The following is a 20,454-nucleotide window of genomic DNA, read 5'->3' as shown; positions in this document are numbered from 1 at the left end:
CGGCTACGATCTTTCGCCGGCAGCGAGGACTTCCGATGGCTGCCGGTTTTTGTCGTCAGCCGGGAAACCAATTGTTTCCTGATCCGTATATCATTTCATTCGATATGATAGAAAGCTGAGGGATGAAAATGCCACGACTGGAATACCGGCTGCTGGACGAAGCGAACGGCTATCCGGTTCTGTTTTACTACGATCGTATCGACAAGGACGAGGTTTCCCTGCGATTTGCCTGCGACTATCTCGTCAAAGGCCACGTCGTCTATGAGAAGACGTCGTGCGCAGTCGAGCCCGGCTGCTTTGTCGTATACGTCAAGCGCTCCCATGAGGAGCAGGCAGTGGACTACACCCACGGAGCCACTGCACGCTGGGGGAGCATTCAGATCGAACTTCGGGAATACAGGGAAGGCACAATGGTCTACCCGCTCGTCCATACGTTTTCTTTGAAAGATGACGACGATGCCTTATTGTACCTGCAAAGCGATTACCTGATGCACGACGGGCGCGAATGGGAGAAGACATCGGCGGAAGTAGATGAAGACAGGCGCGTGTATGTATATTACGCGAAGCCTGCAGGGTAGGGGGAAGAAACATGGCGCAAACCAAGACGGCCATGATGGTCGGGCTGTTCGTGGCTGCCGCATTGACAGTCAGCGGTTGTTCGTCAGACTATGACGACGATTGCTACGATGGTGACAACGATGGCTACTGCGATGACGGCGGAAGCAGCGGATCGCACGGAAGCTCATCCACGTACATCCACTCGAGCGGGAGCAAGAAGGGCAGCTCCACAGGGGTGAGCAGCGGGAGCTCCGGCTTTTATTCCGGCGGTTCCAAGGGCGGCATCGGAAGCTCTGGATCGAGTTCGGGGTGAAAGGGATGGGAGAACATACACAGGCTGCCATTCGAGAGCGGTTGTACGGTCCTATGCGCGAGGAAGGAGTGTTTACGTGGGATCGCATGTACGAGGAAGAGTATGCGTTGGCTGACATCCACCTCATTTCTCGCTCGTTGCGGGAGGAGCTGGCGGCTGCGACGGAAAGATTGGGCCGCATTTATGGGAAAGTCGTACCGGTGCTGGAGCGAGCTGATGAACCGCTCCTTCGCGAGCTGGGTGTGCCGCAGCAGGCGTTGCGAACCGTGCGAACAGTTGTCTCCCGGTCGATGCCGACGGCTGTGGCGCGATTTGATTTTGCCCAGACCGCAGATGGACTGAAGATGCTGGAATGCAACAGCGACACGCCGACCGGCATTGTGGAGGCGTTCTACGCAAACGGGCGCGCCTGCCGGTTTTACGGATATGCAGACCCGAATGAGGGGATGGAGCGGCACATCGCGTCCGCCTTTGCCGAACTGCTGGATGCATACCGGCGGCTGAATTATCCGACGGAGCACAAAGGGACAACCCGCTATTTGCTGCGGCAGTCAGGTCTTGCCGCCCGCTTCGCTGCGCTGGAGAATTTGCGCGTATGGAACGACCGGCTGTACGTCCAGGATGGAGTGGAGCTTCTTCCTGTGGATGTGCTCTACCGCTTGCACGCGCTGGAAAAGCTGGCGGAGGAATGCGACGAGGACGGCTATCCGACGGGTGCCCACGTGCTTTCGCTCATCGCGGATCGCAAGCTCGCCGTCATCAACCCTCCCTCGGCGTTTCTCATCCAGACGAAAGCCCTTCAGGCCTTGATCTGGAGCCTGCATGAGGAGGGCCGGTTTTTTGGGAGCGAGGAGCACGACATCATCGAGACATACATGCTGCCGACCTATTTCGAGAATCGGTTTCTGGGAATGGCGGACTACGTCACCAAGCCGGTTTTTGGGAGAGAAGGAGGGGGAGTCGTGCTGTTTGACGCACAGGGCGCCGTCGTGGACAAAGACCAGGAGGACAGCTACTGGGAGCAGCCGATGATCTATCAAAAGCGCGTGGAGCTGCCGCACATCCGGGTGAAGACGGAGAACGGGCCTTACGACGGACGGCTGCTGTGGGGCTCGTTCTGGATCGGAGCACAGGCTTCGGCGATCGTGGCCCGTGTCGGGGGTCCCATCACCAACAACATGTCCTACTTTTTGCCGGTAGGCCTTGCAGAATAATTGGAAGGAGAGGAAAATGGCGTGGATTCGCAATGGGGTTACTTGTTAAACTTTTTGCAGTATTTGGTCGTGACCATTCCGATTTTGGCTGTTGGCATTTACATTTTTGTGATGACGACTCCCTATAAGGAGTTTGAGTTGATCAAAAACGGTTCGCAAACCGACGATCCGAAAAAAATGGCGGCGGCCAAAGCGGCGTCGCACGATTTGGGAGGAAAGGTGATCGGCCTTGCGATCGTGCTCGCATCCGCCGTGTATCATGCCGTGAACTTATGGGATCTCGTCGTCTGGGGATTCGTGGGAATCGTTTTCCAGGTGCTCGTTTTTTATTTGTTTGAGTGGATCACCCCTTTTAAAGTCGTGTCCGAAATTCCCAATGGAAACGTATCGGTCGGCATTTTCGCTTCCCGCTTGAGCATCGCGGCAGGTCTCTTGATGGCGGCGCTCATCAGTTACTAAGGGCCTGTTTTCGCAGCTATGCGCAGCCCGGGGAGGAATTTTCTTGTTTTGGCGTGTGTTGTACGAAATCTTTGTCATCATGCTCGTGATTACCTATGCGATTTTGCTGTCCGCAGACTTCTCCATCCATCCGCTGCTGACGGATGAAGTGATGAACAAGGTGGATACGGGATTGATCCTGTTTCTGGTAATCGAGTACGCCATTCGCATTTGGCGGGCGAAGGATAAACGCAAGTTCGTCATCCGAAACTGGTTTGATCTCGTCGCCATGATTCCTTTGGACCATTACTTTTATCTGGCCCGCTTCATGCGGGTCCTCAGGCTCGTCCGCATCTTGCGGGCCTCTCCTTTTTTATGGAGCATTGTGCAGTCGGGATCGATCCGGCGTGTCTTCGGAGTCGTGTCGATGATCATGCTGTGGAGCTCTTTGGCGATTTACCTGCTCGAGTACGGCGTCAACAGCAATATCAACAGCTTCGGCGACGCCCTGTGGTGGTCAATCGTCACGACCACGACCGTCGGCTATGGAGACATTTCACCGGTGACTCCGGGGGGCCGGATCATGGCCACGATCCTGATGCTGACGGGGATCGGGATGCTGGGGGCTTTGACCGCCAATTTTGCAGCACACTGGACGGATGTTCACGACAAGCCCCGGAGCGATTCCGACCGCCTGACGGACGAGATGAAGAAGCAGGCGATCCGGCATGTCCAGGACATCGAGCAGTTGACGGACCGCGAGTACGAGACATTGAAGGAGAGCCTCGATCTTCTGTATCGGCGTACGAGGAAAGAGACGCAGGAGAGTGGGGAGAAAGAAGACCGCTGAGCAATTGGCTTGGCGGTCTTCTTTGTTGCAAACTGTCATTTTTTGATTGACGCAACAGGATCAGGCAATTATAATTCCGAGTAAACGCATATGATTTATTTATTCAGGGTGAATAAGGGGGACATCCGATGGGGGACACCGCTGTTTTGTTAATCGCACACGGTTCACCCGATCCCGATTGGTTGGCTTTGGTCGAATCGTCGGTACCGGGCAGCGTTGCTGATTTGCCCGTGCGGGTCGCCTTTCTCGGTGGAGTGGAAGGCCGCAGCATCGCAGAGGAGTGGAGACGGCTGGAAGAAGCCGGGGCGAAGCGAATCATTGTGCTTCCGCTTTTTGTGACGGCGGGGAGCGGGCACGTCGGCGAGATTCGCTCCATGCTGGGGCTGGAGCCGTGGCGGCAGGAGGATAAAGAGCGATGGCAGATCCCGGTAAAGGCAAGGATCCTTTGGTGCCCGCCGCTGGAAGACCATCCGCTGGTCGAGCAGATCGTGGAAGAGCGGGTACGGACGCTGGCTGCCAATCCCCAGGGAGAATCTCTCCTGCTCGTCGGACACGGCAGCGACTCCCCGATGGGTCAGGCGAAATGGGAGAAGCTAATGCACCGCCTGACGCTTCGCCTGCAAAACAAGTTTTTCTTTGCCGCTGCCGGATACGGTACATTGCGGCCGGACACGCTGCGAATCGCGGCAGGCTCGCTCTCCGCAAAAGGGGAGCTCGTCGTTGTCCCGCTCTTCGTCAGCCAGGGGTACTATACCCGAAAAGGGATCCCGCAGAGGCTGGAAGGCTTGCCTTATCGCTACGACGGCAGCGCGTACCTCCCGCATCCCGCGATCGCGGAATGGATCCGGCAATCCGTTCGCACGGCCCTGGCATCGGACATCCTCACACAAAGGAGCGTGTATGAGAATGGCAGAAAGAAAGCAGTGGAAATGGGCGGATGATCCGTCACTCAACAAGATGGAACTGACCAAGCTGGAGAAAGACGGGTTGGACGTCATCGAGACGATCGTAAATACGTATTCCAAAGAAGGTTTTCAATCGATCGAATCTTCTGATATGGACCGCTTCAAATGGGCAGGCGTCTACCAGCAGCGCCCCAAAGACGGCCACTTCATGATGCGCGTGCGCATCCCGGGAGGCCTTTTGAACAGCGAGCAGGCGCGGGTCCTGGCAAAGATCGCGGAAGACTACGGCCGTGACCTGGTGGATGTCACGACGCGGCAAGCCGTGCAGTTTCACTGGCTGACGGTCGAATCGCTCGCGGACATCTTCGACCGCCTCGCCGCTGTCGGCCTCTCTTCGTTTGAAGCATGCGGGGACTGTCCGCGGACGATCATGGGCAATCCGCTGGCAGGCATCGATCCGCATGAAGTGCTGGACACACGCCCGCTCGTCGCGGAGCTGGAGAAATTTTTCCTCCTGAACCGGGAGTTTTCCAACCTCCCGCGCAAATACAAAATGTCCATTTCCGCCAATATCCACAACGCCGCCCATGCGCAGATCAACGACCTGGCTTTCACTCCGGCCAAGAAGACGATCGCTGGCGAAGAAGTCATCGGGTTCCACGTATGGGTAGGCGGCGGGTTGTCGGCCAAGCCGTATTTGGCCAAAAAGCTGGATGTCTTTTGCCGCCCGGAAGAGGTCGTCAAAGTGGCGGAAGGGGTCACCACGCTGTTCCGCGACTACGGCTACCGACAAAAGCGCACGCATGCCCGCCTGAAATTTCTCGTCGCCGACTGGGGCGCGGAAAAATTCAAGGAGGAGCTGGTCAAACTCGTGGGCGAGCTCGAGCCGCAGGGAGAAGACCTGCTGCAGGGCTGGAACGGCGGGTACTTTTACGGCATACACGAGCAGAAGCAAAAAGGGCTGTACTATGCGGGCTTATCTGTCCCTGTCGGCCGGATGGACGCCAGCGAGCTGGTCGAATTGGCGCGGCTGGCCGATGAGTACGGGGACGGGACGATCGGGACCTGCAATACGCAAAACGTGCTGATCCGCAATATCCCGAAAGACAAAATCGCCGCTTTCCAGGCAGAGCCGTTGATCGTCAATCGTTTCAAGCTGCAGCCGAATACGTTTGTCGGCTACGCGGTTTCCTGCACAGGGACGGAATACTGCAACCTGGCGATTGTCGAGACGAAGGAGAGGATGCGTGCGCTCGCGCTCTATCTGGATGAAACGGTCGAGCTCGACACGCCGCTGCGCATTCACATGATCGGCTGCCCGAACTCGTGCGGCCAGCGGCAAATCGGGGACATCGGACTCCAGGGCGCGCTTGTCAAGACGCCTTCTGGAATGGTCGAGGCGTTTGACATTCACGTAGGGGGGACACTTGAGGAGCCGCAGTTCAACCGCAAACTGAACGCACGCATCACCGTCGACAAGCTCGGGCCTTTCCTGGCGCAGCTGATCACGCTCTACAAGGCGGATCGCCTGGAGGGAGAGCCGTACTGGCGCTATGTGGAGCGCGTCGGACTGGAGCGGATCCAGGAACAAGTCGATTCGATCCTGCAGACCGCCTGAGCAGGGCCGACGCAGCAGCGGACAGAAAAGAGGGAGCAGCATGTCGGAAGAGCAAACGGAAACGTATCTGTACAAACTGGAGGCTGTGCTGGAGGAAGGGCGCCTGCTGACGGTAGTCGTCCTCGCGAATTCGGATGAGAGAGCTTTCAGCGCGGCGGAAAACAATATCTTGCGGCACACGGTGGCGCCGCCTCACATAAAAGAGCTCAGTCTGGTGGAAAAGAAGCCGATCGGTCGGCAGGGTGTGGGTTACGTCATTGAGACATCCCATTTCTGACAAGAAACACACATGATACGAAAGAACAGGCAGCGAGGGAGCGATGACGATGAAGACAGGCAGCGTCTTGTTTGTCGGGGCGGGACCGGGCGACCCCAAATTACTGACGATCAAAGGAATGGAGGCCCTTCAGCACGCGGATGTCGTAGTCTATGACCGTCTGGCTAATCCGCTTCTGCTGGCCCATGTCAAACAGGAAGCACGTCTGGTGTACTGCGGCAAGGAAGCGGATCGGCATACGCTACCCCAGGATGAAATCAACCGGCTGCTCGTCCGCGAAGCGCAAAGGGGCCAGATCGTCGTCCGGCTCAAAGGAGGCGACCCCAGCATGTTCGGACGCGTGGGCGAGGAGGCGCAGGAATGCCTGGCCCACGGCATTCCGTTCGAAATCGTGCCGGGGATCACGTCCGGCATGGCGGCTCCGCTGTATGCGGGCATTCCGCTTACTCACCGCGAATACAACTCGTCTGTCGCGTTCGTCACCGGCCACTTTTGCGAAAAAAATGCCGGCAAAGAGCTGGACTGGGCGGCACTGGCCCGGATGGAGACGCTGGTGATTTACATGGGGGTCAAAAATTTGCCCCGGATCAAGGACAGCCTGCTGGCGCACGGCAAGCACCCGGATACGCCCGTCGCCCTCGTGCGCTGGGGGACGCTTGGCGAACAGCAGACAGTGGAGGGCCGGCTGCTAACGATCGATCAGACTGCGGCGCAGGCTGGCTTTCGCTCTCCGGCGATCATCGTCGTAGGGGAAGTGGTACGCCTGCGGGAGTCCTTGAATTGGCACGAGAGCAAGCCGATGTTTGGTCAGACGATCGCCGTGGCTTCCCGGAGGACCGGGGAGCAGTCGCTGGCCCAGGCCCTCGAGCGGCTGGGCGCAGAGGTGTGGCCGCTTCCCCTCTCCGAAATGCCGCGATGGCAGACGGACAGCGGAAGCGGCTTTCCGGAGGCCGTTGAAGACTATCCGTGGATCGTGTTCGACAGCGAGCGGCACGTGACAGCCTTTTTCCGGGAGCTGTCGGTCCGGCGCTTCGACATTCGCCGGCTGAGGGGCAAAATGGTCGCGCGCGGATTGCAAGCCGCCCGAGCGCTGGAGGAGAGGGGATTGTATCCGCATCGCGTGCTGGAAGAGCCCGGCCGTTCCGTTCCGATCCGACAGCTCTTGCCGGAGGGCCAGGGCGAGCGGATCTTGCACGTCCGTGGCGGCAAAAGCCCGACGGTACGAAACGGGGAAGAAGCTGTGGACCACTTGTGGCTGACGGGAGAGCTAGGGTGGGATCGCGAGCATCTTGCTTCCCGGTGGTTCACAGAGCGCAGCTTTGACTGGCTGGCTGCGGACGAACCGGACGCCTTGTCCGTCTTGGCGGAGCTGGCAGAAAAAGGCTGGAAAGACGGGAAACTGCTTTGCGTCGGGGAAGAAACGGTCCGGTTTGCCAAAGAGCTGGGCGCAAGCGGGATCGTCGCATGCCCGGCAGGAATCGGACAATTGGAAGAAGTGCTTGATCAGCTTGCGACCGCAAGCAAAGTGACACACCTCTATTCGTAATTTTCAGACGGGCGTGTTGGGAGGTGGTCGATCCCGTGGGATGGAGTTATGTCGCAATCGCCATTGCATTGTTTTTTGCGATGAATATCGGAGCTAGCGGGACAGCCGCATCTATGGGAGCAGCGTACGGCAGCGGTGCCGTACGAAACAAGCGCATCGCCATGCTGCTCGTCGCCGCGGCGGCTCTCCTCGGTGCGGTCCTGGGGGGAGGGGAGGTCGTCAAAACCATCAGCGGAGGCATCATTCCCGGGAATCTGATGATCGTCGAGACCGTCGTCATCGTCCTGGCTGCCGCTACATTCACGCTGTTTGGCGCCAATTTGCTGGGAGTCCCCCTTTCGACCAGTGAAGTGACCGTAGGATCAATCGTTGGGGTCGGGCTGGCCTATCAGTCCCTGTACCTCTCCAATCTGCTTTTGATTGTGCTGTTCTGGGTGCTGGTGCCGGTCGTCGCCTTCTTCGCCGCCTATCTCGCCGGCAAGCTGATTCGGCGTGTCGATCGCCGCTATCCCCACCTGCAAAAGCCGGGGACGTCGGCAGAGCGGTGGCTGCGCTGGCTGCTCGTCGCTTGCGGTGTGTACGAGGCGTTCTCGGCCGGCATGAACAACGTGGCCAATGCAGTCGGTCCTCTCGTCGGCGCGGGCTTGATGAGCACTTCGTCCGGCATTTGGCTGGGAGGAGCGGCGGTAGCCATCGGGTGCGTCTTGCTGGGCGGCAAAGTACTGGAGACGAACGGTAAGAAAATCACGTCGCTGTCTCTGCTCCAGGGCAGCGCGGTCTCGGCGACAGGGGGGACGCTGGTGATCGTGGCATCGCTGTTCGGCATTCCCGTACCGCTGACCCAGGCGACGACCTGTGCGATCCTCGGGGTGGGAACGGCGGAAAACGGGTTCAAGCTGTGGCAGAAAGGGATCATCAAGCAGATCTTGATGGTCTGGATCGTCTCTCCCGTATCGTCGCTGGTTGTCTCGTTTGCGTTCGTGCATGTGTTTCTGCGCGCCGATCTGTATATGCTGACAGCGCTGGTCAGTGTTTTCATCGCGACGTGGGGCTTTGTCGCGCTGATCCGGCTCATTCGCAGGGAGAATAGTTCGATCAACGACCAAGGAGGGGGCATATGAGCCACGTAAGTTATGCGACGGCAACAGAGGAGAAGCTGGCCGAGATCAACCGGGAGCTGGGGAAGGGGGATACGCTTGATGCAATCAAATGGGCCTACCGGACGTTCCAGGACGATTTGCTGTACTCGTGCAGCTTTGGGGCTGAGGCGATGGTGCTGATCGACATGATCAGCGATGTGAAGAAAGACGCCCGGATCCTTTTTTTGGACACCCAGCTGCACTTTCGGGACACATACGAGCTGATCGACAAAGTCCGCGAGCGCTATCCCGATCTGCGCATCAAGGTCAAGCAGCCAAAGCTGACGCTTGACCAGCAGGCTGAGGCCCACGGAGAAGCGCTGTGGACCAGACAGCCGGATCTGTGCTGCCAGATTCGCAAGGTAGAGCCGATGGACGAAGAGCTGCGCGGGGCGGTCGCCTGGATGTCCGGGCTGCGCCGGGAGCAGTCCCCGACCCGCGCCCATGTCCAATTCGTCAACCGCGACGACAAGTTTCAATCGCTGAAGATTTGCCCGCTCATCCATTGGAAGGAGGAAGAGGTCTGGCAGTACATACGCATGTTCGAACTGCCGTACAACCCTCTGCACGACCTGAACTACCCGAGCATCGGATGTGCGCCCTGCACCCGAGCCGTCGCACCCGGAGAAGATTCCCGAGCCGGCAGATGGGCAGGGCAAGGCAAAACAGAGTGCGGCCTCCATTTGGCGAAATAAACGGGAGCAATCAACGTACAACGAACAGGAGAAGGAGTGGAGAAAAGATGAGTGGAAGCACACCACATGGGGGAATTTTGATCCGCCGCTTTGATCCGGAGGCAGACCTGTCGCAAGCGACAGCAGGGGTGGAGCTGGATGCGTTTGCCCTGTCCGATCTGGAGCTGATCGCCATCGGCGGATACAGCCCGATCGAAGGATTCATGGACCGACGCGACTACGAGTCTGTCGTCGAGCGGATGAGGCTGGCGGACGGACATGTATGGAGCATACCGATCACGCTGCCTGTGACGGAGGAGACAGCGGCAGGTCTGCAGACCGGGCAGCAGGTTCGCCTTGTGCACGGGGGTGTGGTTTACGGACTCATGACGATCACCGACATCTACCGGCCGGATAAGCAGGCGGAAGCGCGCCATGTTTACGGAACCGAAGATGTGAATCACCCCGGAGTGAAAAAGCTGCTGAATCGTCCGGCTGTTTACCTCGGCGGCCCGATCACACTCACCCGGCGGACGGATAAAGGGGTGTTTGCCGCTCATTATCTGGATCCAGTCGAAACGAGGGCTGGCTTTGCCGCGAAAGGCTGGCGGACCATCGTCGGCTTCCAGACCCGCAATCCTGTTCACCGCGCCCATGAATACATTCAGAAGTCCGCGCTGGAGATCGTGGACGGCCTGTTTCTGAACCCGCTCGTCGGGGAAACGAAGGCAGACGATATTCCGGCAGAAGTACGGATGAAAAGCTATCAGGTACTGCTGGACAAATACTACCCGAAAGACCGCGTGCAATTGGCCGTGTTTCCGGCTGCCATGCGCTATGCGGGGCCGCGTGAAGCCATTTTCCACGCTATGGTGCGGAAAAACTACGGCTGCACCCACTTTATCGTCGGGCGTGATCACGCCGGGGTGGGCAATTACTACGGCACCTATGACGCCCAGCTCATTTTCCGCCATTTCACGTCCGCCGAGCTCGGCATTACGCCGCTCTTCTTTGAAAACAGCTTTTACTGCCGGACATGCGGAAACATGGCTTCGAACAAGACGTGCCCGCATACCTCCGAGCACCACGTCGCCCTGTCTGGGACAAAGGTGAGGGAAATGCTGGCCAGAGGGGAAGCCCCTCCTGCAGAATTCAGCCGTCCGGAAGTGGCCCGGGTCTTGATCGAAGGCTTGCAGGCGCTTTCCGTCTGACGAAAGGAGGAGCGAAGGATGACAAGAGAAACGACAGCCAACATCGTGTGGCATCCCACTACGGTGACCAAGGAAGACAGGCAGCGCCGAGCCGGACACAAAAGCTGCGTCATCTGGTTTACGGGTCTGTCCGGGGCGGGCAAGTCGACGTTGGCCAATGCGGTCGAGTATGAGCTGCACGAGCGCGGACTGTCCAGCTATGTGCTGGACGGCGACAACATACGGCACGGATTGAATCGGGGCTTGGGCTTCGGGGCAGAGGACCGGAGGGAAAACATTCGACGCATCGGGGAAGTGGCGAAGCTGTTCGTCGACGCAGGCGTCATTACACTGACCGCCTTTATTTCGCCCTTCCAGGAGGATCGCGCTTTAGCGCGGAGTCTGGTCGCTGACGGAGAATTCGTGGAAGTGTATGTGAAGTGCTCGCTGGAAGAGTGCGAGCGGCGGGACGTCAAAGGGCTGTACCAAAAGGCGAGGGCCGGGGAAATCAGTCATTTCACAGGCATTTCGTCGCCGTACGAGGAACCTGATGCTCCGGAGCTGGTCATTGACACCGGGAAGCTGACGGTGGAAGAGTCGGTGCATGCCGTCCTCGCCTATTTGCAGCAAAAAGGAATCGTGTAACAGGGAGAATACGAAATAAGCACGGCGCCCAAGTGTAAACGGCGCCGTGCTTTTTGTTTTGCAACTGATTATGGGGCAACAGGCTCAGCTGTCGCTTCCGCTTCCATTTCTTCTTCCCATTCTTTTTGCCATTGGTACTGTTCTACCAGGCTTTCCGCGAATGGACGCAGGAAGCCTTTGCTGCTGAAGCTCTCGATTGCCTTTTTGTCCTCGTACAGCTGTTCTGCCGTAAGAGCCGCGTCTTTCGCCGGAATAGCAAATTTCGTCGCTTTTCCGAAGTTGTACGCGTATTGGTCTGCTTCCAGACCGACAGTCAGAGGCTGCTTCATCTCAGGCAGTTGGATGGTGACGTTCAGAGCGCTCTTCTGATGAACAGGCATTTTGGCGTTGTCGATGTAGAAGTCGAGGTTCCAGGCGAGCCCTTGGAAGCCTTCTTTTTTCATTTCTTCCACGATTTTTTCTGGGGTGTACACTTTTCCGGTCTCATCCAGCCATTGCTTTGCGGACTTCAGACCTTCTGCTACGGTTTGTTCCGCCAGTGCGCGTTTTTCCGCTTCTGTCGTTTTGCCCAGCTCAGGGTTCAGCTCTTCTTGCAGGGAGTTTGCGAGTACCATCATGTCGATGGCAAAGTCTTTTACGTCTTTGCTAGCGACTGCATCGTTCGCCGTGAAGAAGAACATTTTCACCAATTCCTTGGCGTCGATCTTGATGTTTACGTGAGTCGCCTGCACTTTTTCGCCGTTAGGCAGCGTGACGGTCTCTACACCCAGGTTCTTCGCGTTGGAGAGAGCGTAGCCGTATTTCGCGATATACTTCTTGACGAAATTGATGGTGAGGTCGTTCATTTTATCCTGATACTCTTTCAGCTTGGCAGGGTCCGCCTTGCTGTCGGACATTCCCAGCGCACCGGTCGTGTCCGCGCTGATTTTCAAGTATTTGCTGTCCAAAGGCGTTTTGGCGTAGAAATTGTCATCCGCCACGATCAGCTCGACGGAAGCTTTTTTGTCTCCGTCCCACAGCTTGTTGTCGCGAAGCAGTTTGTCGTCGTTGACTTCGAACTGGACTTTCGCATTATCCATATCCAGCTGGGAGCCTTTCAGAGTGACTCCTGCTTTGAGTGCTGCAAGCAGAGCTTGATCTTCCTTCGTCACAGCCGTCTCACCGAATGCTTCCGGCAATTTATCGATGTCGCCTGTCAATTTCAAGGTTCCTTCGAAATCGTAATTCGGCTTATCCAAGGACGCCACGATCGAGTCGCGTACCAGGGACGCTTCGCCGGAGCAACCGGTCAGCAGCAGCATACCGGCTACGAGCAGGGCGCTACCTTTTTTCCACATGTGCTGTTCCTCCCCTATGTATCTATTTTCATTCCCTCCTCTTAGTACGTTTGAATTGGGAAAAGGTTTCGCAAAACCGGAAAAAAATCACAATCTCGCAAAAATGCCGTTATTTCATGGTAAGATGGAAGGGAAAAGATGGTTAGCGAAAGAAAGGGCGTTGCAACATGTGGTCGTGGCTTCAAAAGCTGATGAGTTTTTTTCAGGGCGAAGATGAACAACGGATAGAAGAAGGCGCTCGTCCCCCCGTTCAACCGGCTCCCCGTCAGCTTCAGGCAAAGACAAAGAGCATCTACCCGAAAGAGCGGGCGTACAGTCGGTCAGAGGACGAGTACAGAAGGGAAAAAGAACGTCAATTTCGCTTTCCCGTGGTTCCTGACGATTATTTGGCGAAAAAGGGCAAGAAAGCGGACAGGACAGAACCGTCTCAGGAGCAGCGCATTCCGGCAAGGGACCGCTATCAAGGGACGGCTCGCGACAGCGAGACGGCCGTTCGCGACACACCTTTTGCGCGGTTGGGCGAGAGGAATATAGAGAGCAGCAGAAAAGTCGAGAAGCAGCCGACGCAATCTGAGCAATCGAGGGAGCGGACGGGACGAAAGACGGAGGGACGCGTGGAGCCGCTCGTGCGTCCGCGTCAGCCGGATGAACCGAAAAAGGCGTACAAGCCGTCGGAGATCGTGTCCCCTGTCTACGGAAAAATCACGCCGACTACCCGTGAAACAGAGCATCGGATTCACACCACGGCTGGGATCGTGTATCCGCGACTCGAGCAGGAGGAGCAGCTGCAACAGTTAAAGCAATGGGAGCAGCAGCAAAAAGAAAAAGAAAATGATCAGCCGGCGGAAGAGCTGGCCTGGGGTGTTCCAGCAGAAGCGCGGGGGGAAACGGACGCAATCGGACTCGCTGCGGAACCGCGATTGGCTCCCGTGCAGCAGGAAGAGCAAGCAAGCGGGCTAGTGGAAGCGATGAAAGCAGATGCTTCAACCGAGGTACATACGGCAGGTCCAGTGAGTGCAGCTGAGGTGGAGAGGCCGGGAATGTCCGCGTTTGCCGTGGAAGCGGAAGGGACAGGTGCGGCCGAAGTCATCGCAGAGCAAGCGGAGAGAGCCGACGCAGTAGAAGCGGCAGAAGCGGTAGAACTAGTAGAAGCAGTAGAAGTTGTAGAGGAAGAAGAAGCCGTAGAAACCGTAGAACCCGTTAAGACAGAAGCAGATGAGCTAGCTGAACAATCGGAAACGATAGAAGCGGTTGAGAGGAAAGCAGCGATAGAAGCAATAGAAGCAACAGAAGCAAGCAAAGCGGGAGCGGGAGAAGAAGACGCTATCGCATCAGGGAAAGCAATGGAGTCAGAGCTGCCCCATGAGGAGAATGCCTATTCATCGGTGGCGACGAAAGAAGATGTTGGAGCCAAAGCTGAAGCGGCAGAGGTCCTTGCAGACGATCTCGTTTCTCGGGAAAGTGACGCCGAGGCGGGCCTGAATGGCAATGAGGGGACCGAGCCAGCTGGCAGTGGAATTGACTACAGCGGGGAGTTTCAAGAATCGGATGTTCCTGCCTCTGTCGCAGCTGAAGAATCTGAAGCGTTCAAAGGATCGAGTGCTCCGTTCCGTACGGGAGCCGAGCCGGAGCTTGACGCCGATCTGATCCGCGGATCTGCCGATGCGCCTGCAACAGCCGAGGCTCAGATAGGAGAGAATGCGTCGGGCACGGTACACGCCGAACTCGCCATCACTTCTGGAGGCAGCGATTCCGTGCTGCAGACGGACAGCAAGGCAGATTGGGCTTACGACGTGAACCGACTGTTGGAGAGGGCTGAGATTGAATTGCCTGCGGCTGAGCGGGATGTGGCAGTCCACGATCCTTTCGCGCAGTCTTCCGCAGCCATGAATGAGGCGGCTGCGGCGACGGTAATCCAAGAAGAGCGGATCCAATCCGAGTCGGTTGAAGCGGTGCAAGAGCAATCGAAGTCTGCGCAATCCGAACCGATTCAAGCGGCGCGCCCGCAATCCGAGCCGGTTCAAGCGTTACGTGTGCAATCGGAGTCTGCCCAAACAGCACCTGCGGAGGCGCAAGTCAGCGAGCCGGTAACGGCCTACCGCATGCCCGAGCTCGATCTGCTCAACCCGGGCGCGATTCCCAGCGATGACGACGATGAGCATACCCAGCTGCAAAAGCTTTTGCTGGAAGAGACGCTGTCCAACTTCAATGTCAGCGCGCAAGTGGTCGGCATCGTCAAAGGTCCGTCCGTCACCCGCTTCGAGCTCCAGCCAGCTCCTGGCGTCAAAGTAAACAAGATCACCAGTCTGATCGACGACATCAAGCTCAATCTGGCTGCAAAGGATATCCGGATCGAGGCCCCGATTCCGGGACGCAATGCGATCGGGATCGAGGTGCCGAATCTGTCCAGCCGTCCCGTCATGATCAGCACGATCATCGGTTCGGACAAGTTTCAGGAGCATAGCTCCCCTCTCGCTGTTGCGCTGGGGATGGACATCGGCGGAGAGCCGATCGTCGCCGACATCAAAAAGATGCCGCACGGCTTGATCGCAGGCTCCACCGGTTCCGGCAAGAGCGTCTGCATCAACTCCATCATCGTCAGCCTGCTGTACAAGGCGACGCCGGAGCAGGTCCGTTTGCTGCTCATCGACCCGAAAATGGTGGAGCTGGCACCGTACAACCACTTGCCGCATCTGGTAACGCCAGTGGTGACAGAAGCCAAACAGGCGACCGCCGCTCTCAAATGGGCCGTCGAGGAGATGGAAAAGCGGTACGCCCTGTTCGTCGATGCCGGTGTCCGTGATATTGACCGGTACAACCAGACCACGGATGACACGCTTCCCTACATCGTCATCGTCATTGACGAGTTGGCCGACCTGATGATGGTGTCGCCGCAAGACGTCGAGGACTGCATCATCCGGATCGCGCAAAAAGCGCGGGCGTGCGGCATCCATCTGCTGCTCGCGACACAGCGTCCATCCGTGGACGTCATCACGGGGAATATCAAGGCAAACGTGCCTACGCGGCTGGCCTTTGCCGTCTTTTCCCAAGTGGATTCCCGTACCATCCTCGACCAGTCCGGCGCGGAGCGGCTGCTGGGACGCGGGGACATGCTGTTCCTAGAGAGCGGGACGACACCGCTCCGCTTGCAGGGGAACTTCGTATCGGATGACGAGATCGAGCGAATCACGCAAGCGATTAAAAAGCAGCGCAAGCCTTCCTATCTGTTCAGCAAGGAAGATTTGGAACAGCAGGTTCAATCGTATGATTCCGGCGATGATCCGCTTTACATGGAAGCGCTCGTCTTCGTGGCGGAGCAAGGCCAAGCGTCCGCATCCGGACTGCAGCGGAGATTCCGCGTCGGCTACAACCGGGCTGCCCGCCTGATCGAAATGATGGAAGCGGACGGATACGTAGCGGGACAAAGCGGGGGCAAGGCCCGCGCGGTTCTGATTTCCCGCGAGGACGCGCAAGCCATCGTGGACGGATCTACCTTGGTGTAAACCTGAGCAGGCACATAACAGAAGGGGAACGGCCAAAAAGGCAGTTCCCCTCTTTGTTTCATGCAATCGTCAAGGATTCGTAGTTTGAATATTGTTTGTAATTAAAATATTGACTCTATTTTTGGGATGCACTATAGTAAGTAATAACTTTCGGAAACTAGCAGCATTTGAGGGGCGGTCTGATGAATCCGCTAGAGTTGAGTGCAGGTCAGTTGAAGCAAGAATTGACCAAAGTCTACAACGAAGTGAATGTGCAGCTGTTTCAGATTGGGGTCAAACGGCTGCGAGTCGATTTCGTGGGCGACCGGATTTTGTTCATGACCTACCATCGACGAGTCCCTGCTATGAGCTCGATCGACGGGAAAAACCGGGAGCTTACACGAATGATGGACGTGCTCTTGATCGATGAGTTCAAAGTGCATCTGAAAAAACGTCTGGAAGCGAAGTATGGCATCAAGGTGGTCTCCATTCTAAAGGATTACGACCCGGAAACCGAGCTGTCGGCAACCGCAGTCGTACTCGACAGAGATGTGGAGACGTACCTCAAACGGCAAATCTGACTGGTGGAATGATCTCGAAAGCGAGCGCAGGACGGCCGTCAGTACGCAAATAAACAGGTGGCCTTTGTCTTTCCTGTTTGTTTGGTACTGGCGGCCTTTTTATTGTGCAAAAGGGAGGAGAGCAAGATGACAACCATTCAAGATGTAGTGATTGCATTGGACACGCTGTCGGGAGGAAGGGTGAGCCGGACAGAAACAGAGCATCCGTTTTCGATTTGGAAGGACTCGGGGATACGCGGAAAAAAAGTGCTGGAGAGCCCCGGGCTCGTGTGGGGAGACCCCTCTCGGCCGGTAAAAAAGCTGGCGGTGGCGATGACCCTGTCAGAGCATGACATCGAATTGGCGGCCGCTACAGGGGTAGACGCCATTGTGGCTCATCACCCGATTGCGGACGCAGCCAGTTCGGGAGGAGTGACCTTAAAAAACTACCTGAATCTATCGGGCCTGGCAGTGCTGGAGCTCCACGAGGCCTTTCACGGATTGCACCCCGGTATCGCCTTTTTGCATGGGCACCGGGTCCGGTATTCCGATATTCATTTCGGCGGGGAGGAAGGAAACGTCCTGTTCGTTGGTACGGTGTTCCCCGAGGTCAAGACCTTGGGCGATATCCTGAGCAGGCTCCATTCGTATATGGGGGTCGACGAAGACGCAGAACTGCTGAAGATGGAAAAGGAGATCCGGGGCAGCTCATCGGCCGTAGAGGCTTCTCTCGTGACACAGGGTCGCATCGTGCTGGGCAGCAAGGAGAGCGCGGTCAAGCACGTGCTGCATATCTTTCCCCACACCGGCTTTTCCCCGTCCCATTTGCGACAGGCGAAAGAGCGGTTCCCGGAGGCAGATACCGTGATTGCGTCGATCAGCCGCGTCCGAAGCGACAGCGAATTGGTCCGCGAGGCAGAGCGGCTGGGGCTGGCATTTGTCATTGGAAACTGCCACGTCCTCGAGATTCTGGAGAACGGCCTTCCGCTGGCTTATGCGCTCGACAAGCTCCTTCCCGATGTGGAGGTGGTTTTGTTCCGCGAGCGGGTGACGTCCATTCCACTCAGGGAAATGGGGGGAGAGAGAATCAGGCAATACGCGGAAATGATGGCGGATCACTACCTGGTGAACAAAGTGCAGGTGTAGCTAGACAATCTACTGAAACGAGGGAGGAATGAGTGATGGCAAAACCGCAGGAACAACTGCAAGGCGTCTACGAACTGCAGCAGGAAGCTCGGAAAAAAACGATGACCTCGATGGAATGGGTGGGACTTGGGCTCGTCGCGGCGGTTACCGTACTCTTGATTTTTCAGCCGAGCGTGCTGGGCGATGCCTTTACCGCGATGCTGAACAAAGTGAAGCCGATTGTGGTCGACGTGTTTTTGATGGGATCGGTCGGAGTGGCCATCATCCTCAGCGTAATGACGGGAAGAATGCTGGAGAGGCTGGGCTTTACCGACGCCTTGATGCGAATCTTCGTGCCGATCACGCAGCGAATCCGCGTCAATCCATCTGTCGTGATCCCTGGCGTCTACAACATATTGGGCGATATCAACGCCGCCGGACGCATCGGCGGTCCGATCCTGAAGCGGGCAGGAGCGACGAAGGACGAGCAAAAGATCGCGATCGCCACTATGGTGCAGTCGCAGCAATCGTTTTCCTGTTTTATGCTCGGCCTTATCTGTCTGTCCATTGCCGGGATTCAAGCCTTTCCCGTCGTCTTTTTGGCGATATTCGCTCCGCTGGTCGTCGTGCCGTTCGTGCTTAGCCGTACGATCTACCGGGATACGAAGTGGGTGTCGTTCCGCGATTTGCCCTCGTTCACGCCAACTACGCCCTACTTTACCACGCTGTTCAATGGGGCAAAGGAAGGGGCGGAGCTGCTGTTTCTGCTGGTCATTCCGGCAGCCGCTGTGATCTTCGGCCTGATTGGGCTGCTGGATTACATCGGAGTGTGGTCGGGAATCGAGGGCGCATTGTCTGCCACCCTGCATTGGATCGGGGTCGATCCGAAGACGGGGATCACAGCGATCATGGCATCTCCGACCCTGGCGATGGCCCAGCTGAAGGAGGTAGCGGGAACTGTCGATCCTCGGCTGGTCGTAGGGGCTTTCGTGCTGGCTGCCTCGGGATTGCCGCTCTCCGATGTGTTTGGCCAAATTCCGGCGATCTGGTCGGCCAATTCCGATTTGACCCCGAGAGAAGCATTGTCCGCTGCACTGGTTGGGATGGCCATGAGGATCGTGACAGTCGCGATCTATGCATTTGGCTTGACTCCATTGCTGACCTGAAGAGGCTGATGTCCCCCCGAAAACCATCTGTTGAAAACCGGCCACGACTTCCTGCAGAAGTCATCGTCCCTTGCCCCCAGTCATCTGACGTTTGAAATTGGATCGTGAATAACGCTGAAGTGAAGACAAATGGAACCTATTTCGCCAAGCAATTCTGCGAGACGAATAAAGAAGACGAGCCTTTTCAAACGGAACGATGAGATGTAGCGAACATGACGGCAACCGGCCATAACGAGCGGTTGCCGTTTTTCCGTTGGTACGAGCCTGCCTGCCTGGCTGAATAGCTCAGCTAGCACGCAGGAAACGTGTAGGTTCATCCCTGGCAGGCCACTCCAATGCCAATGATAGTTTATTCGTTCGTACGAAGCGCCAACAAGCGTTTGAGGTTGTCATCAATAAAATGATTATCGGCACGGTTGATACCGCGACCGGCAAAATGGCCCCAGATCGACTCGATAGGTGTGAAATCTGCATGAGGGATTAGCTTCGCCTCGTATTCGTTATCGTCCGCCGGGCAGAAGAGATCTGTGCTTCCTGGCATGATGCAGGCAAGCGCTTTTATGCCTCCTAGCGCCGCGTCGAAATCTCCGTTATAGACGGGATTTGCACTTATGTCTGCGTGTTGGCCTGTCCATAACATGGCCAGGACATTGTGCGGATCCATCTTCATAAAGCTATCTTCCCAGACGCCAGTCACAAAATCCTCCAATGAGTCAAATCCCAGCTCACGGTATAGTTCCTCTCTGTAAAACGCCTGCGATACGCCCCATCCCGCATAGACACGGCCAACGGCACGCATGTCTGAAGAAGTCAATTGGTCTAATTTACTTGAATCGAAGCGGACCGCAGCCATGAGTGCAGCTTTCATTCCGTCCAGGACCACATACGTTTGGGGCCAAGTCTTGGCAACTCCGGCGAAAGGGGCAATTCGTTCTACCATGTCCGGATAACTTGCTCCCCATTGGAATGCTTGAATGCCTCCCATTGACCATCCTACTACGAGAGCGATCTTTTGAATGCCGAATGTTTCGGTCACCAGCCGATGCTGAAATGTAACGTTGTCATAGATGGTTACCTGTGGAAAATTAGCCCGGTCGAATGGGGGAGGCGTGTTGCTGGGAGACGAAGATAATCCGTTGCCCAACAAATTTGGCACAATGATGAAATATTTCTGTGGATCTAGTGCCATGCCGTTTCCAATCAACCATTCATTTTGAACATGCTGATCGCCAAACGCAGTTGGATAGACGATGACATTATCTTTCTTTTCATTCAATCTTCCATAAGTCTTATACGCAAGAAAAGCGTTCGGTAACGTCACTCCTGATTGCAAGGTAACGTCTCCCAAATCAAAAATCTCGTAATCCATCGTGTTGTCTCTCCCTTCAAAATGAAGCCATACAGCCAGAATGTATTT

General features: G+C 56.6%; 19 protein-coding genes. 17 read left to right on the top strand and 2 right to left on the bottom strand.

Annotated features, from left to right (window positions below; genetic code table 11):
* Positions 1-128 precede the first annotated feature (128 nt).
* The 13 genes from RGB73_RS22130 to cysC all read left to right on the top strand — a co-directional run bounded on the left by RGB73_RS22130 (position 129) and on the right by cysC (position 11,367).
* A complete protein-coding gene (locus RGB73_RS22130) occupies positions 129-578 on the top strand; it encodes a hypothetical protein (RefSeq protein WP_310774480.1) in 450 nt (149 codons plus the stop codon).
* An 11-nt stretch (positions 579-589) separates the two neighbouring features.
* Positions 590-871 carry a hypothetical protein gene (locus RGB73_RS22125; RefSeq protein ID WP_310764873.1) on the top strand — a complete coding sequence of 94 codons (282 nt, stop codon included), beginning with the start codon at positions 590-592 and terminating at the stop codon, positions 869-871.
* A 5-nt stretch (positions 872-876) separates the two neighbouring features.
* Positions 877-2,085, top strand: coding sequence for a glutathionylspermidine synthase family protein (locus tag RGB73_RS22120; RefSeq protein ID WP_310764872.1), 1,209 nt, complete (start codon positions 877-879; stop codon positions 2,083-2,085).
* 21 nt (positions 2,086-2,106) lie between these two features.
* Entirely contained in the window at positions 2,107-2,544 is a 438-nt protein-coding gene (locus tag RGB73_RS22115; protein WP_310764871.1) for a DUF350 domain-containing protein, read from the top strand.
* A 43-nt stretch (positions 2,545-2,587) separates the two neighbouring features.
* The gene (locus RGB73_RS22110) at positions 2,588-3,373 is read left to right on the top strand and encodes an ion transporter (protein WP_310764870.1); all 786 of its coding nucleotides are present in this window, start codon (positions 2,588-2,590) and stop codon (positions 3,371-3,373) included.
* Positions 3,374-3,501: 128 nt separating this feature from the next.
* Positions 3,502-4,314 carry a sirohydrochlorin chelatase gene (locus RGB73_RS22105; RefSeq protein WP_310764869.1) on the top strand — a complete coding sequence of 271 codons (813 nt, stop codon included), beginning with the start codon at positions 3,502-3,504 and terminating at the stop codon, positions 4,312-4,314.
* Positions 4,280-5,896, top strand: a complete 1,617-nt coding sequence (locus RGB73_RS22100) for a nitrite/sulfite reductase (RefSeq protein ID WP_310764868.1) — start codon at positions 4,280-4,282, stop codon at positions 5,894-5,896. The genes RGB73_RS22105 and RGB73_RS22100 overlap by 35 nt, the downstream gene beginning before the upstream one ends.
* Positions 5,897-5,936: 40 nt before the next feature.
* A complete protein-coding gene (locus RGB73_RS22095) occupies positions 5,937-6,173 on the top strand; it encodes a DUF3906 family protein (protein WP_310764867.1) in 237 nt (78 codons plus the stop codon).
* A gap of 49 nt (positions 6,174-6,222) precedes the next feature.
* On the top strand, positions 6,223-7,719 hold the full coding sequence (gene cobA, locus RGB73_RS22090; RefSeq protein WP_310764866.1) for a uroporphyrinogen-III C-methyltransferase: 1,497 nt from the start codon (positions 6,223-6,225) through the stop codon (positions 7,717-7,719).
* Between the two features lie 35 nt (positions 7,720-7,754).
* Complete coding sequence (locus tag RGB73_RS22085; protein ID WP_310764865.1) at positions 7,755-8,840, top strand: sulfate permease; 1,086 nt, start codon at positions 7,755-7,757, stop codon at positions 8,838-8,840.
* Positions 8,837-9,553 (top strand): phosphoadenylyl-sulfate reductase, encoded by a 717-nt coding sequence (locus tag RGB73_RS22080; protein WP_310764864.1) that lies wholly within the window; start codon positions 8,837-8,839, stop codon positions 9,551-9,553. Before RGB73_RS22085 ends, RGB73_RS22080 begins: the two co-directional genes overlap by 4 nt.
* A gap of 47 nt (positions 9,554-9,600) precedes the next feature.
* A complete protein-coding gene (sat, locus tag RGB73_RS22075; RefSeq protein ID WP_310764863.1) occupies positions 9,601-10,743 on the top strand; it encodes a sulfate adenylyltransferase in 1,143 nt (380 codons plus the stop codon).
* 18 nt (positions 10,744-10,761) lie between these two features.
* Complete coding sequence (gene cysC, locus RGB73_RS22070; protein WP_310764862.1) at positions 10,762-11,367, top strand: adenylyl-sulfate kinase; 606 nt, start codon at positions 10,762-10,764, stop codon at positions 11,365-11,367.
* Between the two features lie 68 nt (positions 11,368-11,435).
* Here the strand turns inward: cysC and RGB73_RS22065 are convergent, their stop codons facing one another.
* Positions 11,436-12,704 (bottom strand): hypothetical protein, encoded by a 1,269-nt coding sequence (locus RGB73_RS22065; protein ID WP_310764861.1) that lies wholly within the window; start codon positions 12,702-12,704, stop codon positions 11,436-11,438.
* A 167-nt stretch (positions 12,705-12,871) separates the two neighbouring features.
* On the opposite strand from RGB73_RS22065, the gene RGB73_RS22060 reads away from it, so the two are divergent.
* The 4 genes from RGB73_RS22060 to RGB73_RS22045 all read left to right on the top strand — a co-directional run bounded on the left by RGB73_RS22060 (position 12,872) and on the right by RGB73_RS22045 (position 19,037).
* A complete protein-coding gene (locus RGB73_RS22060; RefSeq protein ID WP_310764860.1) occupies positions 12,872-16,207 on the top strand; it encodes a DNA translocase FtsK in 3,336 nt (1,111 codons plus the stop codon).
* A gap of 182 nt (positions 16,208-16,389) precedes the next feature.
* Entirely contained in the window at positions 16,390-16,767 is a 378-nt protein-coding gene (locus tag RGB73_RS22055) for a Na-translocating system protein MpsC family protein (protein ID WP_310764859.1), read from the top strand.
* Positions 16,768-16,893: 126 nt separating this feature from the next.
* Positions 16,894-17,892, top strand: a complete 999-nt coding sequence (locus tag RGB73_RS22050; RefSeq protein ID WP_310764858.1) for a Nif3-like dinuclear metal center hexameric protein — start codon at positions 16,894-16,896, stop codon at positions 17,890-17,892.
* A gap of 35 nt (positions 17,893-17,927) precedes the next feature.
* Complete coding sequence (locus RGB73_RS22045; protein ID WP_310764857.1) at positions 17,928-19,037, top strand: hypothetical protein; 1,110 nt, start codon at positions 17,928-17,930, stop codon at positions 19,035-19,037.
* A gap of 349 nt (positions 19,038-19,386) precedes the next feature.
* On the opposite strand, the gene RGB73_RS22040 is transcribed toward RGB73_RS22045, so the two are convergent.
* Complete coding sequence (locus RGB73_RS22040) at positions 19,387-20,406, bottom strand: alpha/beta fold hydrolase (RefSeq protein WP_310764856.1); 1,020 nt, start codon at positions 20,404-20,406, stop codon at positions 19,387-19,389.
* Positions 20,407-20,454 lie beyond the last annotated feature (48 nt).

It is taken from the genome of Brevibacillus brevis (assembly GCF_031583145.1).
In the GTDB taxonomy this organism is placed as follows: Bacteria; Bacillota; Bacilli; order Brevibacillales; family Brevibacillaceae; genus Brevibacillus; species Brevibacillus brevis_E.
This window is presented reverse-complemented; position numbering and strand designations above follow the sequence as displayed.